This is a genomic window from Actinocorallia populi, assembly GCF_002995495.1.
Lineage (GTDB): Bacteria > Actinomycetota > Actinomycetes > Streptosporangiales > Streptosporangiaceae > Actinocorallia > Actinocorallia populi.
This window is the reverse complement of sequence record NZ_PVZV01000006.1, coordinates 434,319-448,396: the sequence shown is the minus strand read 5'-3', so window position 1 is coordinate 448,396 and position 14,078 is coordinate 434,319. Positions and strand designations below refer to the sequence as shown.

The 14,078-nt window shown below is 70.9% G+C and carries 13 protein-coding genes; 6 read left to right on the top strand and 7 right to left on the bottom strand.

What is annotated here, in order from left to right:
• Window positions 1-92: 92 nt before the first annotated feature.
• The 4 genes from C2865_RS25420 to C2865_RS25405 form a co-directional block, all read right to left on the bottom strand.
• Window positions 93-938 carry an ATP-binding cassette domain-containing protein gene (locus C2865_RS25420; RefSeq protein WP_106401068.1) on the bottom strand — a complete coding sequence of 282 codons (846 nt, stop codon included), beginning with the start codon at window positions 936-938 and terminating at the stop codon, window positions 93-95.
• Complete coding sequence (locus C2865_RS25415; RefSeq protein ID WP_232835806.1) at window positions 938-2,722, bottom strand: dipeptide/oligopeptide/nickel ABC transporter permease/ATP-binding protein; 1,785 nt, start codon at window positions 2,720-2,722, stop codon at window positions 938-940. Before C2865_RS25415 ends, C2865_RS25420 begins: the two co-directional genes overlap by 1 nt.
• Window positions 2,719-3,660, bottom strand: a complete 942-nt coding sequence (locus C2865_RS25410; protein ID WP_106401067.1) for an ABC transporter permease — start codon at window positions 3,658-3,660, stop codon at window positions 2,719-2,721. The genes C2865_RS25415 and C2865_RS25410 overlap by 4 nt, the downstream gene beginning before the upstream one ends.
• Window positions 3,661-3,721: 61 nt before the next feature.
• Complete coding sequence (locus C2865_RS25405) at window positions 3,722-5,272, bottom strand: ABC transporter substrate-binding protein (RefSeq protein ID WP_106401066.1); 1,551 nt, start codon at window positions 5,270-5,272, stop codon at window positions 3,722-3,724.
• A gap of 235 nt (window positions 5,273-5,507) precedes the next feature.
• Here C2865_RS25405 and C2865_RS25400 point away from each other — a divergent pair, with 235 nt between their 5' ends.
• Window positions 5,508-6,491, top strand: a complete 984-nt coding sequence (locus C2865_RS25400; RefSeq protein ID WP_106401065.1) for a LacI family DNA-binding transcriptional regulator — start codon at window positions 5,508-5,510, stop codon at window positions 6,489-6,491.
• A 51-nt stretch (window positions 6,492-6,542) separates the two neighbouring features.
• Here the strand turns inward: C2865_RS25400 and C2865_RS25395 are convergent, their stop codons facing one another.
• Window positions 6,543-8,282 (bottom strand): ABC transporter ATP-binding protein, encoded by a 1,740-nt coding sequence (locus C2865_RS25395; RefSeq protein WP_106401064.1) that lies wholly within the window; start codon window positions 8,280-8,282, stop codon window positions 6,543-6,545.
• Window positions 8,279-10,012 carry an ABC transporter ATP-binding protein gene (locus C2865_RS25390; protein ID WP_106401063.1) on the bottom strand — a complete coding sequence of 578 codons (1,734 nt, stop codon included), beginning with the start codon at window positions 10,010-10,012 and terminating at the stop codon, window positions 8,279-8,281. Before C2865_RS25390 ends, C2865_RS25395 begins: the two co-directional genes overlap by 4 nt.
• Before the next feature lie 70 nt (window positions 10,013-10,082).
• Here C2865_RS25390 and C2865_RS25385 point away from each other — a divergent pair, with 70 nt between their 5' ends.
• The 3 genes from C2865_RS25385 to C2865_RS25375 all read left to right on the top strand — a co-directional run bounded on the left by C2865_RS25385 (window position 10,083) and on the right by C2865_RS25375 (window position 12,324).
• Window positions 10,083-10,508: a MarR family winged helix-turn-helix transcriptional regulator gene (locus C2865_RS25385; RefSeq protein ID WP_106401062.1), complete on the top strand. Its 426-nt coding sequence runs from the start codon at window positions 10,083-10,085 to the stop codon at window positions 10,506-10,508.
• Window positions 10,509-10,621: 113 nt separating this feature from the next.
• On the top strand, window positions 10,622-11,782 hold the full coding sequence (locus C2865_RS25380; RefSeq protein ID WP_106401061.1) for an acyl-CoA dehydrogenase family protein: 1,161 nt from the start codon (window positions 10,622-10,624) through the stop codon (window positions 11,780-11,782).
• 161 nt (window positions 11,783-11,943) lie between these two features.
• Window positions 11,944-12,324 (top strand): DUF1330 domain-containing protein, encoded by a 381-nt coding sequence (locus tag C2865_RS25375; protein ID WP_106401060.1) that lies wholly within the window; start codon window positions 11,944-11,946, stop codon window positions 12,322-12,324.
• Between the two features lie 167 nt (window positions 12,325-12,491).
• Here the strand turns inward: C2865_RS25375 and C2865_RS25370 are convergent, their stop codons facing one another.
• A complete protein-coding gene (locus C2865_RS25370) occupies window positions 12,492-13,361 on the bottom strand; it encodes an RNA-guided endonuclease InsQ/TnpB family protein (RefSeq protein WP_332873385.1) in 870 nt (289 codons plus the stop codon).
• Here C2865_RS25370 and C2865_RS25365 point away from each other — a divergent pair.
• Both C2865_RS25365 and C2865_RS25360 read left to right on the top strand, forming a co-directional pair.
• Window positions 13,320-13,571 carry a hypothetical protein gene (locus tag C2865_RS25365; RefSeq protein ID WP_198653584.1) on the top strand — a complete coding sequence of 84 codons (252 nt, stop codon included), beginning with the start codon at window positions 13,320-13,322 and terminating at the stop codon, window positions 13,569-13,571. The two genes, C2865_RS25370 and C2865_RS25365, sit on opposite strands and share 42 nt — an antisense overlap.
• An 87-nt stretch (window positions 13,572-13,658) precedes the next feature.
• On the top strand, window positions 13,659-14,075 hold the full coding sequence (locus tag C2865_RS25360) for a PPOX class F420-dependent oxidoreductase (protein ID WP_106401059.1): 417 nt from the start codon (window positions 13,659-13,661) through the stop codon (window positions 14,073-14,075).
• Window positions 14,076-14,078 lie beyond the last annotated feature (3 nt).

The following is a 14,078-nucleotide window of genomic DNA, read 5'->3' as shown; positions in this document are numbered from 1 at the left end:
GCTGAGTCCTTCGTTTCCTTTGATGAAGAGGGAACTAATGCGCATTAGCAATAGTGAGCGTACACCTGCGCGGGGGGGGCAGGTGTACGCGGCTAGGCGACGTCCGGAGCGGCCTCCGCGGCGAGGCGGCGGCGTTCGGCGCGGCGCCTTTCCTGCTCCACCGGGTCGGCGACCGGTGAGGCCAGGACGAGGCGGCGCGTGTAAGGGTGCTCCGGGGTCGCCGTGATCTTCCGCGCCGGGCCGGTCTCGACGAGGTCGCCGCGGTACAGGACGGCCACGCGGTGACTGATGTGGCGCACGACGGCCAGGTCGTGGGAGATGAACAGGTAGGCCACGCCCGTGCGGCGCTGGATGTCGATGAGCAGGTCGAGGACGCGGGCCTGGGTCGACAGGTCGAGTGCGGAGACCGGCTCGTCGCAGACGATCAGCCTCGGCTCCGGAGCCAGGGCGCGGGCGATGGCCACGCGCTGGCGCTGGCCGCCGCTGAACTCCCGGGGCAGCCGCTCGGCCGCGTCCGCGGGCAGCCCGACCCGGTCGAGGAGCTCGCCGACCTTGCCGCGGGCGTCCTTCGCGGTGGCTCCCTGGACGATGAGCGGCTCGCTGAGGATGTCGCCGATCGTCAGCGACGGGTTGAGGGAGGTGTAGGGGTCCTGGAAGACGACCTGGATGTCGCGGGCCAGGGCGCGGCGCTCCTTGGACGGGAGACAGGTGATGTCCCGGCCCGCGAACACGACGCTGCCGCCGCTGGGCTCGGCCAGGCCCAGCAGGGCACGGCCGATCGTCGTCTTGCCCGACCCGGACTCCCCCACCAGGCCGAGGGTCTCGCCCTCGCCCACCGTCAGGGAGACCCCGTGCAGGATCTCCACCGGACGGGCCCGGAAGCCCTGGCCCGGGTAGGCCAGGCGCAGGTCCTTCACCTCGAGCAGAGGCGTCGCCATCACTTCTCCTTCCCCGCGCTCTCGGCCACCGCGGCCATCGGAGACGCCGCGGCCGGCGGGTCGGTCCGCACGGTCTCCTCGTCCAGGACGGAGTCCAGGAGCATCCGGGTGTAGGGGTGCCGGGCCTCGCGGAAGATCTCCAGGGAGGTCCCCGTCTCGACGACCCGCCCGTCGCGCATGACCGCGATGCGGTCGCAGATGTCGGCGACCACGCCGAAGTTGTGGGTGACCAGCAGCACCGCCATGCCCATCTCCTCCTGCAGGTCGCGCAGCAGGTCGAGGATCTCGGCCTGCACCGTGACGTCCAGCGCGGTCGTCGGCTCGTCGGCGATCAGCAGGACCGGCCGGCAGGCCACCGCCCCGGCGATCAGCACGCGCTGGGCCATGCCGCCGGAGATCTGGTGCGGGTAGGAGCCGAAGGTGTGCTCGGGGTCGGGGATGCCGACCCGCGCGAGGAGGGCGAGCACCCGCTCTCGCGCCTCCTGCCGGGAGACGCCGCTCGCCGCGCGCAGGCCCTCGACGAGCTGGGATCCGACGGTGGCGGAGGGGTCGAGGTTGGACATGGGCTCCTGCGGGATGTAGGCGATCGTCCTCCCGCGCAGTCCGCGCAGCTCGGACTCCTTCAGCCCGAGCAGCTCGCGCCCGTCCAGGCGGATGGAGCCGCGGGTGATGACCGCCTCCGGCGGCAGCACGCCCAGGACCGCGAACGCCGTCTGGGTCTTGCCCGACCCGGACTCGCCCACGAGCCCGAGCGTCTCGCCGGCCTCCAGCCGCAGGTCCACCCCGCTGACGACCTCGTTCAGCTCGCCCGAGGGCGTCGGGTAGGCGATGGCCAGGTCCTGCACGACCAGCAGCGCGGACGACGCGTCGTCCACCGCGGACGCCTTCGCGGCCTTCAGTGCGGCGACCTTGGACGGCCTGCGGGTGGCGCCCTCCAGCGTGTCGCGCAGCGCGTTGCCGAGCAGGACGAGCGAGGCGGTCATGGTGCCGAGCACGAGGCTGGGCCAGACCACCTGGAGGGGGGCGATGTAGAGGTTCTGGAAACCTTCGGCGGCCATGGATCCGAAGCTGGGGACGGTGGCCGGTCCGACGCCGAGGAAGGCCAGGCCCGCCTGGACGCCGATGGATGAGCCGCACAGGAACGCGGTGGCGATGATGACGGGTCCGCGTACCGCGAACAGGACGTGGCGGGCCAGGATGCGCCGGTCGGTCAGGCCGGAGACGCGGGCGGCGTCGACGAACAGTTCGTTCTTCACTCCGACGACCTGGTTGCGCACGATGCGGTAGATGCCGGGTGACAGCAGCACGCCGAAGATGGCCATGGTGATGCGGAAGTCACCGCCGGTCAGCGGCATGAGAACGATGAGCAGCAGCAGTCCGGGGAAGGTCATGACCAGGCTGAACGTCCACTCGGTCGCCGAGCGGGCGCGATCGTAGTAGCCGCCGACCAGCCCGGCGGCCACTCCGACGATCAGGGCGATGCTCGCGCCGATGAGCGCGGAGACCACGCTGGTGTTGATGGAGTGCAGCAGCCGCGCCCAGATGTCGCGGCCGCTGTGGTCGCCGCCCAGCGGGTAGTCCGGCGTGCCGATTCCGGCGTCGATGTGGTCGAGGGAGGACTCGTTCGGGCCGTGCGAGGCCAGCAGCGGTGCGAGCAGGCCCATGGCGACGATGAACAGCAGCAGGCCCGCGGTGACGACCGCCTGCGGGTCGCGGAGCAGCTTGTGCGCGGTCGACCTGCGGCGCCGAGGGTCCGGCCGGCCGGTGGGGGTTTCGGCGGTCAAAAGATCCTCGCCTTCGGGTTGAGCCAGCCGTTCACCAGGTCGACGGCGAGGTTGATGGTGACGACGAGGAGCACGGCGAAAAGGGTGATGCCCATGATGACCGGGACGTCTCCCTGGAGGGAGGCGTCGAAGGCATAGCTGCCGAAGCCCGGGATCGCGAACACCTTCTCGACGATGAGCGCGCCGCCCAGCAGGGCGACGAACTCGAACGACAGCACGGTCAGCGCGGGTCCGGCGGCGTTGCGCAGGGCGTGGCGCAGCACCACCGCCCGGGTGGAGATCCCGCGGGTGCGCAGCGTGCGCACGTAGTCCTTGCGCAGCTCGTCGATCATGGTGCCGCGCACCTGGGCGGTCAGCCCCGCCACGCTTGCGACCAGCAGGGCGATCACCGGGATGGTGATGGACCGGGCCCACGCGGCGGGGTCCTCCGTCACGGGCGTGAAGCCGGTCGCGGGCAGCAGCTTCAGGCGGATCGCCAGCAGGTAGACGAGCGCGATGGCGATGAGCAGGTTCGGGACGAGGTGGCCGGTGAGCGAGGCGGCCTGGGTGATCCTGTCGACGGCGCCTCCGCGGGAGGCGGCCAGGACGCCGAGCGTGACGCTGACGGCGACCGTCAGCAGGAGCGTGACGACCACGATCGACAGGGTCACGCCGAGGTGCTGCCCGACGGTGTGCCCGACGGCCTCGCCCGAGAAGAAGGAGACCCCCAGGTCCCCGCGGACGGCGTCCGACAGCCAGTCGAGGTACTGGACGAGCACCGGCCGGTCGAGACCCATGTCCGCCTTCAGCGCCCGGACCGCCTCGGAAGTGACCCCGATGCCGATCCTGTTGCTCACGATGCCGTCGAAGGACGGGGCGAGCAGCAGGAAGGTGATCAGGGTGACCAGGACCGCGAGCACCAGTCCGGAGACCAGGCGGCGGATCACGTAGAGGAGCATGTGTGGCTTCCTTCGGATCTTTCAGGATCCGGGCGGCCCTCGGGGGCCGCCCGGATCGTGCTCAGTCGGAGGTGCCGAAGTACCGGATGCTGATGGCCGCCGAGGACCCGTCGCCGAGGTACGTGATCCCCTTCGCGGTCACCCAGCTCATGCCGATGTCCATGACCGGCGCGAACCAGGCGTTCTTCACGAAGAACTGGTTGATCTTCTTGTAGGCCTCGTCGGCCTCCGCCGGGTCACCCGCCTTGTCCGCGTCGCCGATCAGCTTCGTGAGCTCGGGGTCGGCCGACTTGAACGGGTTGGTGGGGGTGCCGGGAGCGGTGTAGGTGTCCACCAGCAGGGGGTCGTGGTCGAGCCCGTAGATGCCGAAGTACATCGGGTACTTCGCCGAGCCGAGCGCCGTGAACTGCTGCTGGAGGGGCACCGACTCCCAGGTCACCTTGACGCCGATGTCGGCGAGGCTCTGGGCGATCACGGGCTCGAGCGGCTTGGTGGTGACGAAGCTGGGCATCGTCACCTCGAAGCCCTGCGCGTACCCGGCCTCGGCCAGCAGCTTCTTGGCGGCCGCGGGGTCGTAGGGGTAGAGCTCGTCCAGCGCGGCGTCGTAGGCACGGCCCTTGGGGTTGAAGAGCTGGGCGGTGGGCATGCCGGTGCCTCGCAGGACGGTCTGGACCAGCTTGGCGCGGTCGAACGCCATGTTGATCGCCTGCCGCACCTTCAGGTCCCCGAGCGGCTCGAGCTTGTCGCCCTCGCGGTCGGCGAGGAACAGGGTCGCCACCGAGCTCGCCTTGATCTGCTCGATCCGCAGGCCGGCGGACTTCAGGGTCTCGACCTGGGAGGAGTCGACGCTGCCGGCGTTGAGCTCCCCGGCGCGCAGCGCGTTGACCACCGCGGCGCGGTCGGGCATCACCTTCACCTGGATGGTCTCGAACGGGTAGGCGGCGGCGTTCCAGTAGTCCTCGCGCTTCTTCAGCGTGTAGCTCGAGCCGCTGACCGTCGCGCCCTTGTCCAGGGTGTAGGGGCCTGAGGCGACCGGGTTCGTCGCGGCGTCCGGCTGCTTCATCGCCGCCGGGTCGGCGATCGCGCTGCTGCCGCCGGCGAGGTACGGGACCAGGGAGTCGTCGGGCTCCTTCAGCTTGACGACGACGGTGAGGTCGTCGGCGGCCTCGACCGAGTCGATCGAGGCCAGGTTCGACTGGCCGAGACCGGGGGTCGTGCGGACGGCGTCCAGGCTGGCCTTCGCGGCGGCCGCGTTCACCGGGGCTCCCGAGCTGAAGGCCATGCCCGCGCGGAGCTTGAAGGTCAGCGTCTTGCGGTCCTCGGAGTAGGTGTAGGACTCGGCCGCGTTCGGCTGGATCTGCCCCTTCTCGTCGGTGTAGAGGAGCGTGTCGTAGACCGAGGCCCAGACGTAGGCCGCCTGACCGCCGTCGAGCCGCGTCACCTCGAAGGAGCTCGGGGGTGCCTGGATGGCGATCGCGAGCTTCTCGGCGCTCGGCGACGCGTCCGGGGAATCGGACCCTCCGCCGCACGCCGCCGTCATCAGCAGCGCCGCGGCGGCGGTCGCGGTGAGGATCCGGGACCGCCGCTGGAGCGGTCTGGGCGAGATGGACATGGAACTCCCTGGGGGTGGGGCCGACCTGGTGTGACCGGGCCATGGAATCCGCAGTAATTCGCATTACTAATGCGGATTGGTACGGTAGGCCCCGAGGCGGGTTCGAACAAGACACGGGTTGGTAACGGCGACCGAACCGGCGTTCACGGGCCGGGAGACGCCATCCGGTACGCCCCGGCGGCAGGCTCTACGATGGGAGCGCCGTCGAGATCGGCATCCCTGCGACGAGAAGACCATGACGCGACCTGTGAAGCGCCCCACCAGCTCCGACGTGGCCCGGGCCGCCGGAGTCTCCCAGACCACCGTGAGCTTCGTGCTCAACAACAAGCCGGGCCAGTCCATCCCCGAGGAGACCAGGCGTCGCGTCCTGGAGGCCGCCCGCCGCCTGGACTACCGGCCCCATTCCTCGGCGCGCGCCCTGGCCGCCGGACGCAGCGACACCGTCCTGCTGTCCGTCCCCGACCTGCCCATCGGGCAGAGCATCAGCCGCTTCGTCGAAGAGCTCGCCGCCGCGCTCGCCGAGCACGGGCTGACCCTGGTCACCCACCTCGAGGGCGCGCACGGGAGGTCCCTGCCCGACGTGTGCGCCGCCATCGGCGCCTCGGCGGTCCTGGGCCTCGAGGTCTTCGATCCCGACACCGTCCGGTCCCTGCACCGCGCCGGCGCCGACGTCGTCCTGCCCGCCCACCCCACCGACGGCGTCTCCGTGACGGCACCGGTCGGCCGCCTGCAGGCCGAGCACCTCATCGGCCGCGGCCACCGGCGCCTCGGCTACGCGCTGCCCTCCGAGCCGGGGCTCCTGCCCATGGCGCAGGGGCGCCTGCAGGGTGTCACCGACGCCTGCCAGGCCGCCGGCGTCGAACCGCCCCTGGCGCTGAGCCCGGGCATGGAGGTCGACAGCGCGGCCCGCGCCGTCGCCCGGTGGGCCGAGGAGTCCGTCACCGGCGTCTGCGCCTTCCACGACGAGATCGCGATCGCCGTCCTGGCCGGCATGCGCGTGCACGGCCTGACCGCGCCGGCCGACCTCGCGGTCATCGGATCCGACGACATCACCACCGCCCGGCTGGCCTTCCCCCCGCTCACCACGGTCACCTTCGACCTGCGCGAAGCCGCCGCGCGCCGTGCCGAAGCCATCGTTGCGGCCTTCGCGGGCACCCGGCCGGAGCCGTCCGCCGACACCGAAGGCACCCCCCGCATCGTGTTGCGGTCCTCCACCTGAGGAACACGGTCGGCGAGCCGCCCGACACCCTGGGCGGGAACACTCCTGTGGTCAGAGGGCGGCGAACTGGGCGTCGTAGAGGCGGGCGTAGGGGCCGCGTGCGGCGAGGAGTTCGTCGTGGGTTCCCTGTTCGGCGATGGTGCCGTCCTGCATGACCACGATCGTGTCCGCGTCTCGGATGGTGGACAGGCGGTGGGCGACGACGAAGGCGGTGCGGTTCGCGCGCAGGCGGGCCATCGCCTGCTGGACGAGCGCCTCGGTGCGGGTGTCGACGGAGCTGGTCGCCTCGTCCAGGACGAGGATGGCGGGGTCGGCCAGGAACGCGCGGGCGATGGTGAGCAGCTGCTTCTCCCCCGCGCTGAGGGAGGAGTCTTCGTCGTCGAGGGGTGTGTCGTATCCGTCGGGCAGGGTGCGGATGAACTGGTCGGCGTGGGCGGCCCTGGCGGCGGCGACGATCTGTTCGCGGGTGGCTCCGCTGCGGCCGTAGGCGATGTTCTCGGCGATGGTGCCGCCGAACAGCCACGTGTCCTGCAGGACCATGCCGATGCGCGAGCGCAGCCCCGCGCGGGACATGCCGGTGATGTCGGCGCCGTCGAGGGTGATGCGGCCGCCGCAGATCTCGTGGAAGCGCAGGAGCAGGTTGACCAGGGTGGTCTTGCCCGCTCCCGTGGGGCCGACGATCGCGACGGTGTGGCCCGGCTCGGCGGCCAGGGAGAGGTTCTCGATGAGGGGTCTGTCCGGGGTGTAGCCGAAGGAGACGTCCTCGAAGGCGACATGTCCGGGACCGTCGGGACGGGTCGGCGTCGCGGGGTCCGGGGTCTGCTCGGGCGCGTCGAGGAGCTCGAAGACCCGCTCGGCCGAGGCGAGACCGGACTGGACCATGCCGACCATGCTCGCCAGCTGGGCGAACGGCTGGCTGTACTGGCGGGAGTACTGGAAGAACGCCTGGATGCCGCCGACCGTCAACCCGCCGGAGGTGACCAGGAGGCCCCCGGCGATCGCGATGAGGACGTAGTTCGCGTTGCTGGCGAACATCATCAGCGGCTGGATCGCAGTCGAGATCACCTGCGCTCTGCGTGTGGCCCCGGTCAGTTCGGCGTTGCCCTCCGCGAATGCCTGCAGCACCTGGTCCTCCCGGCCGAACGCCTTGATGAGCTCGTGGCCGGTGTACATCTCCTCGATGTGGCCGTTGAGCTCGCCCGTGTGCCGCCACAGGTCGCCGAAGGCGGGCTTGGCCCGCTTTCCCATGCGTGCCGCGACCAGAACGGACACCGGTGCGGTCACCAATGCGACCAGTGCCAGCGGCCAGCAGACCCAGAACATCATCCCGAGCATCGCGAAGATGCTGAACAACGGGATGATGAGCTGGCCGAGCGCCTGCTGGAGGCTGTTGCCGAGGTTGTCGACGTCGTTGGTGACGCGGCTGAGGACCTCGCCCCGCTTGCGCCCGTCGAAGTATCCGAGCGGGATCCGCCAGATCTTGTCCTCGAGGTCGTCGCGCAGCCGCCGCAGCATGCGCTGCACCGCGAGGACGGCCATGCGCGCCTGCGCCACCGCGCACAGCCCGGCCACGGCGTACACGCCGACCGCGGCGAGCAGGACCCGGCCAACGGCGGCGTGGTCGACGCCGCCGCCGAGGACGCCGCGCAGGACGAGGTCGGTGGCCCGGCCGAGCAGCAGGGGGCCGGCCGCGGACAGCACGACTCCGATGGCTCCGGCCGCGACGACTCCGGCGACCAGCAGGCGCTCGCGGCCGAGCGCCTGTCCAAGGCGACGCACGGTGATGCTCATGCCGCCTCCTCTTCGGTGAGCTGGGACAAAACGATCTCCCGGTAGACGGGATTCGAGGCGAGAAGTTCGGCGTGCGTGCCGCAGGCCGCGACGCGTCCGGCGTCCAGGACGGTGATGCTGTCGGCGTCGCGGACGGTACTCACCCGCTGGGCGACGACGATCACCGCGGCGTCCGCGGTCTCCTCCGCCAGCGCCGCACGCAGCCGCGCTTCGGTGGAGGTGTCGAGGGCGGAGAAGGAGTCGTCGAACAGGTAGACCTCCGGCCTGCCGACGAGGGCGCGGGCGATGGCCAGGCGCTGGCGCTGGCCTCCGGAGACGTTCGTTCCCCCCTGGGAGATCGGGGCCTCCAGGCCGCCGGGCAGGGCTTCGACGAAGTCACGCGCCTGCGCGATCTCCAGTGCCCGCCACAGGTCGGCGTCCGAGGCGTCGGGTGCGCCGAAGCGGAGGTTGGAGGCGACGGTGCCGGAGAACAGGAAGGCCCGCTGCGGTACGTATCCGATGGTCCGGCTGAGCAGCTTCCTGTCGAGTTCGCGCACGTCCACCCCGCCCACGAGGACGGCGCCCTCGGAGACGTCGGCCAGACGCGGCAGGAGGGAGAGCAGAGTGCTCTTGCCGCTTCCGGTCCCGCCGATGACCGCGACCGTCCGGCCGCGTTCGGCGACCAGGTCGACACCGCTCAGCACCGCCTCCTCCGCCCCCGGGTAGCCGAACCCGACGCCGCGCAGCTCGACCCGGCCGGGCCGGGCCAGAGCGCGCACCGGCTCCGCGGGCTCGGCGACGCTGCTCACGGTGTCGAGGACCTCCCTGATGCGCCGGGCGCAGACGTCGGCGCGGGGCCACTGCTGCAGCAGGTAGGTCGCCATGATCGCCGCACCGAGGATCTGCAGGACGTAACCGAGGAACGCCGCCAGCGCCCCCACCCCGATCGCGCCCGACTCGACCCTTCCGGCGCCGAACCACACGACCGCCGCGCCGGCGACTCCGGCGACGGCCGTCACGACCGGGTGCAGCAGCGCCATGAGCCGCCCCAGCCGCAGGGACGTCTCGGTGTACTCGGCGTTGGCCGCACCGAACCTGGCCTGCTCGTGCTCCTCGCGGACGAACGCCCGGACCACCCGCTGCCCGGTGATCTGCTCGCGCATGATCCGGTTGACCGCGTCGAGCGCCTCCTGGAGGCGGACCGACAGCGGCGTCATCGCCCGCAGGATCCCCACGACCAGCCCACCCAGCATTGGCGCGACCACGACGAGCAGCAGCGACAGCGGCACGTCCTGGGCGAGGGCGAAGGCGACGCCGCCCGCGCACATGAGCGGCGCGGTCACCATGAACGACAGCGTGACCTGCACGATCGTCTGGATCTGCTGGACGTCGTTGGTCGTGCGGGTGATGAGCGAGGCGGTGCCGAACCGGCCCAGCTCCCGAGCCGAGAACCCCTGCACCCGGGCGAACAGTGCCGTCCGCAGCTCCCCGGCCAGCTCGGCCGACACCCGTGCCGCCAGGACCACCGCTCCCAGGGCGCAGGCCAGCTGCGCCAGCGCGACTGCGGCCATCACCCCGCCGATGCGCCAGACGGCGCCGGTGTCGGCCTCGAGCACGCCGTCGTCGATGAGGTCGGCGCTCAGGTCCGGCAACAGCAGCGCCGCCGCGGTCTGGGCGAGCTGCAGCGCCATGACGGCGGCGAGGGTCCGCCGGTGCGGGCGCAGGAACGGAGGAAGCAGACGAAGCAACACGCCAGGAGGTTAACCCGGCACACCGATTTACATCAAGGTAGATGCATCTTGTTTGGTGTAATCTACGGGCGTGGACGGATTCGAGCTCTTCCAACTGGGCCGCAGGCTGATGAAGCTCGGCGAGCAGGCGATGCCGGAACTGGAGTTCCACCGCCCCAGCGCCCCGACCCGGACGATCCTCTTCGACATCGCGGACAACCCCGGCAGCTCGATCTCCGACGTCACCGCCCGCGTGCACTTCCCGCAGAGCCAGGTCTCGGCCTGCGTCGCCCGCCTGCGCGACGCGGGCGTCGTGGAGACCCTCACCGACCCCGGCGACCGCCGCAGGACCCTGGTGCGCCTCACCGCCGAAGCGCTGAGTTACGCCCAGACACGTCCCCCCGCAGAGATCGACGACGCCCTCGCCGCGGCGATCAACACCGACGACCCGGCGGAGATCCAGCGCGTCAAAGAGGCCCTCGACGCCCTCGCCGGCCTCCTCCGCCCCCGCGACTGACCCGTCCGCCGCCTAGGCTGCTCCCACCAGGCCGTCGCTGCGCCGCGCGCGGACGGCGCCGTCCGACCGCGGTCCTCCCCCTTCCTTCTCTTGCGATCAGGAGCGTCCCGTCCGTGAGCACCCTCGACATCCTCTCCGACGACGAGCGCCTCGCCGTCCTGACCGTGCGCGACTTCGTCGACAGGGAGGTCAAGCCCGTCGTACGGGAGCTGGAGCACGCCGACACCTACCCCGAGCAGCTCATCGAGCAGATGAAGCGGCTGGGTGTCTTCGGGCTCGCCGTTCCCGAGGAGTACGGCGGCAGCGCGGTCTCCACCTCCTGCTACGTGCTGATCACCGAGGAGCTGGCCCGCGGCTGGATGAGCCTCGCCGGCGCGATGGGCGGCCACACCGTCGTCTCCAAGCTGCTGCTGGCCTTCGGCACCGAGGACCAGAAGGAGCACTACCTGCCGAAGATGGCGACCGGGGAGATCCGCGCCACCATGGCCCTCACCGAGCCGGGCGGCGGCTCCGACCTGCAGGCCATGCTCACCACCGCCCGCAGGGACGAGCACGGCTACGTCGTCGACGGCGGCAAGACCTGGATCACCAACTCCCGCCGCTCCCAGCTGATCGCTCTCCTGTGCAAGACCGACCCCGACGCGACCCCCGCCCACAAGGGGATGTCCATCCTGCTGGTGGAGCACGGACCGGGCCTGACCGTCTCCCGCGACCTGCCCAAACTCGGCTACAAGGGCGTCGAGAGCTGCGAACTCGTCTTCGACGGCCACCGGGCGCGCCCGGACGCCGTCCTGGGCGGGACGGAAGGCCGCGGCTTCGCCCAGATGATGAAGGGCCTGGAGACCGGACGGCTCCAGGTCGCCGCCCGCGCCCTCGGCGTCGGACGCGCCGCGCTGGAGGACGCCCTGGCCTACGCCCGGGAACGCGAGTCGTTCGGCAAACCGATCTGGCGGCACCAGTCGATCGGCAACTACCTCGCCGACGCCGCCACCTCGCTGACCGCCGCCCGCCAGCTCACCCTCTACGCCGCCCGCGAGGCCGACGCCGGACGCCGCGTCGACATGGAGGCCGGCATGGCCAAGCTCTTCGCCTCCGAGACCGCCATGCAGATCGCGCTCAACGCCGTCCGCATCCACGGCGGCTACGGCTACTCCACCGAGTTCGACGTGGAGCGCTACTTCCGCGACGCCCCCCTCATGATCGTCGGCGAGGGCACCAACGAGATCCAGCGCAACGTCATCGTCCGGCAACTCGTCGAACGCGGCGGCCTCTGAGGAAACGGCACGCACGAGGCGCCTCCGCCCCGCGGCGTCCCGAATGCCGATGGCCCGCCGCGGGATTGTGACGGCGCACAGTCTTTTTCTCCCCTGTTGTTTCGGAAACCGCGCCGTCCCTACCTTGGTATCCCTTGGAGACGTCAGGGAAGGGGCGCTTGATGGCAGTCGATCCGCGGGGAGAAGACCTGAAGCGGCTGATGGCCGAAGACCCCGGCGGGCCGGTGGTCATGCTCAACCTCCTGCGCTTCTCCCCGGACGGCCAGGCGTCCTACCAGGAGTACGCGCGGCGCACCTCGCCCTTCCTCAAGCGCTACGGCGGCAAGGTCCTGTACGCCGGACAGGGGTCGACGGCGCTGGTCGCCGAGGACGGCCAAGCGTGGGATGCCGTGCTCGTCGTGCAGTATCCGAGCAGGGAAGCGTTCCTCGCCATGGTCGCCGATCCGGAGTACCACGAGGTCACCGCGCTGCGGGGCCGGGCCCTGAGCGAGGCCGTCCTCCAGGCCACCGTCCCCTGGCCGATGTCCGCTGCGGAGGGCTGAATTCCGGTCACGCGTAGGTGTAGTCCTCCAGTGGGAAGCGGACGGCCTCGCGGTGGGCGTCGATCGTCGAGGTGGGGCGCAGCAGGGTGGCTTCGCCGTGCTGGGTCAGCTTCTCGGCCCTGAAGGACCGAGCTTGCAGCTCTTCCCCGGCACCTGGCCGGTGTGGTTCAGGCCGCGTCGTCGGCAGCGTGACTCACTGCCCAGACCACTCCACCGCGTTGGGCGATGGTGCGGCCTGCGTTCGCGTCGGCGTGCTCAGCGAAGCCGCACGACGTGCAAAGAAAAGTGGATTGATCAGGCCGGTTGCTCCGGCTGATGTGGTGGCAGCGGCTGCATTCCTGAGAGGTGTGGCGGGGGTCGACGAACACCACCGGCACCCCCGCCAGGGTGGCCTTGTAGGGGACGAATCCGCCGAGTTGGGCGAAGGACCAGGAGTGCAGGGTGACCCGCTGGGGCTTGCGGAGCCGTACCCTGTCGCGGATGCCGCCCAGGTCTTCCAGGGCGATGCCGCGGCAGGTGCGTTGAGCCTCGGTCACCAGCTGCTTGGTGATGCGGTGGTTGGTGTCGGCCGCGAACCGCGCCTCCCGGCCCGACAGCTTGCGCAGGAGGCGTTTCGCGGACTTGGTGCCCTTCTTCTGCAGCCTGGCGCGCAGCCGCCGGTTCTTGTGCCGGACCTGGTTGAGGTGCCTGCCTGCGTGGCGGTCGCCGTCGCTGGTGGTGGCGATGTTCACGATGCCCAGATCCACACCCAGGAAGGCAGCCGGATCGAACTGCTCGGGCTCGGGGACGTCGCAGGTCGCGTACAGGTACCAGTTACCACCCCGCAACACCAGGTCGGACTCCCCGCGCCGGTGCTCGGTGAGCATCTTCAGCTGGGCGGGCGAGCACTGGAACGCGATGCCCCGCAGGCGGCTGCAGACGGTCCAGATGGAGACGGTACGGACCCCCGCGTCCCGCGCCTGCTGCTGTTCGAGGCGCCCGGCATCGACAGGGCCATGGCCGAGCGCGTGCTCGACTTCTTCGAGTCGGCCGCCCACCTGACCGCCGCCTACCTGACGCACGGCGTCGACCTCGGCAGCATGCGCGCCGACCTCGACGTCGACGGCACCGCCCGCGCCGTCAACGGGATGATCCTCTCTTTGGCGATCGCGATGCTCCGGCACCCGGAGCCCGCCGACCAGCGCCGGCTCAGCGAGGCCGCGCTGCGTGTGATGTACGACGGGATCGCGGCGCACGCCGTCCCGTGACACCGCCTTGGAGCCGTCCGGTCCTCCCTTTGAAGATGCTCGGCGGCCCTTGACGTGAAGTGCACTTCAAGTCGCACGATGAACGGCATGATCTTCACAGCAGAGGAACTCGCCTACCTCGCCGCCCAGCCCCTCGGCCGCCTGGCCACCCTCGCCCCCGACGGGACCCTCCAGAACAATCCGGTCGGCTTCGAGGTGAACGCGGAGGAGGGGTTCATCGACATCGGAGGATGGCGCATGGGCGGGAGCCGCAAGTTCGCCAACATCCGGCAGAACCCCGAAGTCTCCTTCGTGGTGGACGACATCGCCTCCCTCCAGCCCTGGACCGTCCGCGGCATGGAGATCCGGGGCCGTGCCGAGGCCGTCACCGGAGTGCCGCGCGGCGCGGAGGACTTCCTCAGCGGCGAGGTCATCCGCATCCGCCCCCGCCGCATCCGCAGCTGGGGCATTCCCGACGGAGAAGCCGGATCGGCACGCTGGACGCCCCTGCCGGAAACCCCCTGACAG

Excerpts from the sequence above, each read along its gene's own strand:
- C2865_RS25420 (WP_106401068.1), bottom strand. The coding sequence starts at position 938 with ATGGCGACGCCTCTGCTCGAGGTGAAGGACCTGCGCCTGGCCTACCCG.
- C2865_RS25410 (WP_106401067.1), bottom strand. The coding sequence starts at position 3,660 with ATGCTCCTCTACGTGATCCGCCGCCTGGTCTCCGGACTGGTGCTCGCG.
- C2865_RS25405 (WP_106401066.1), bottom strand. The coding sequence starts at position 5,272 with ATGTCCATCTCGCCCAGACCGCTCCAGCGGCGGTCCCGGATCCTCACC.
- C2865_RS25400 (WP_106401065.1), top strand. The coding sequence starts at position 5,508 with ATGACGCGACCTGTGAAGCGCCCCACCAGCTCCGACGTGGCCCGGGCC.
- C2865_RS25395 (WP_106401064.1), bottom strand. The coding sequence starts at position 8,282 with ATGAGCATCACCGTGCGTCGCCTTGGACAGGCGCTCGGCCGCGAGCGC.
- C2865_RS25375 (WP_106401060.1), top strand. The coding sequence starts at position 11,944 with ATGGCAGTCGATCCGCGGGGAGAAGACCTGAAGCGGCTGATGGCCGAA.
- C2865_RS25365 (WP_198653584.1), top strand. The coding sequence starts at position 13,320 with ATGGCCGAGCGCGTGCTCGACTTCTTCGAGTCGGCCGCCCACCTGACC.
- C2865_RS25360 (WP_106401059.1), top strand. The coding sequence starts at position 13,659 with ATGATCTTCACAGCAGAGGAACTCGCCTACCTCGCCGCCCAGCCCCTC.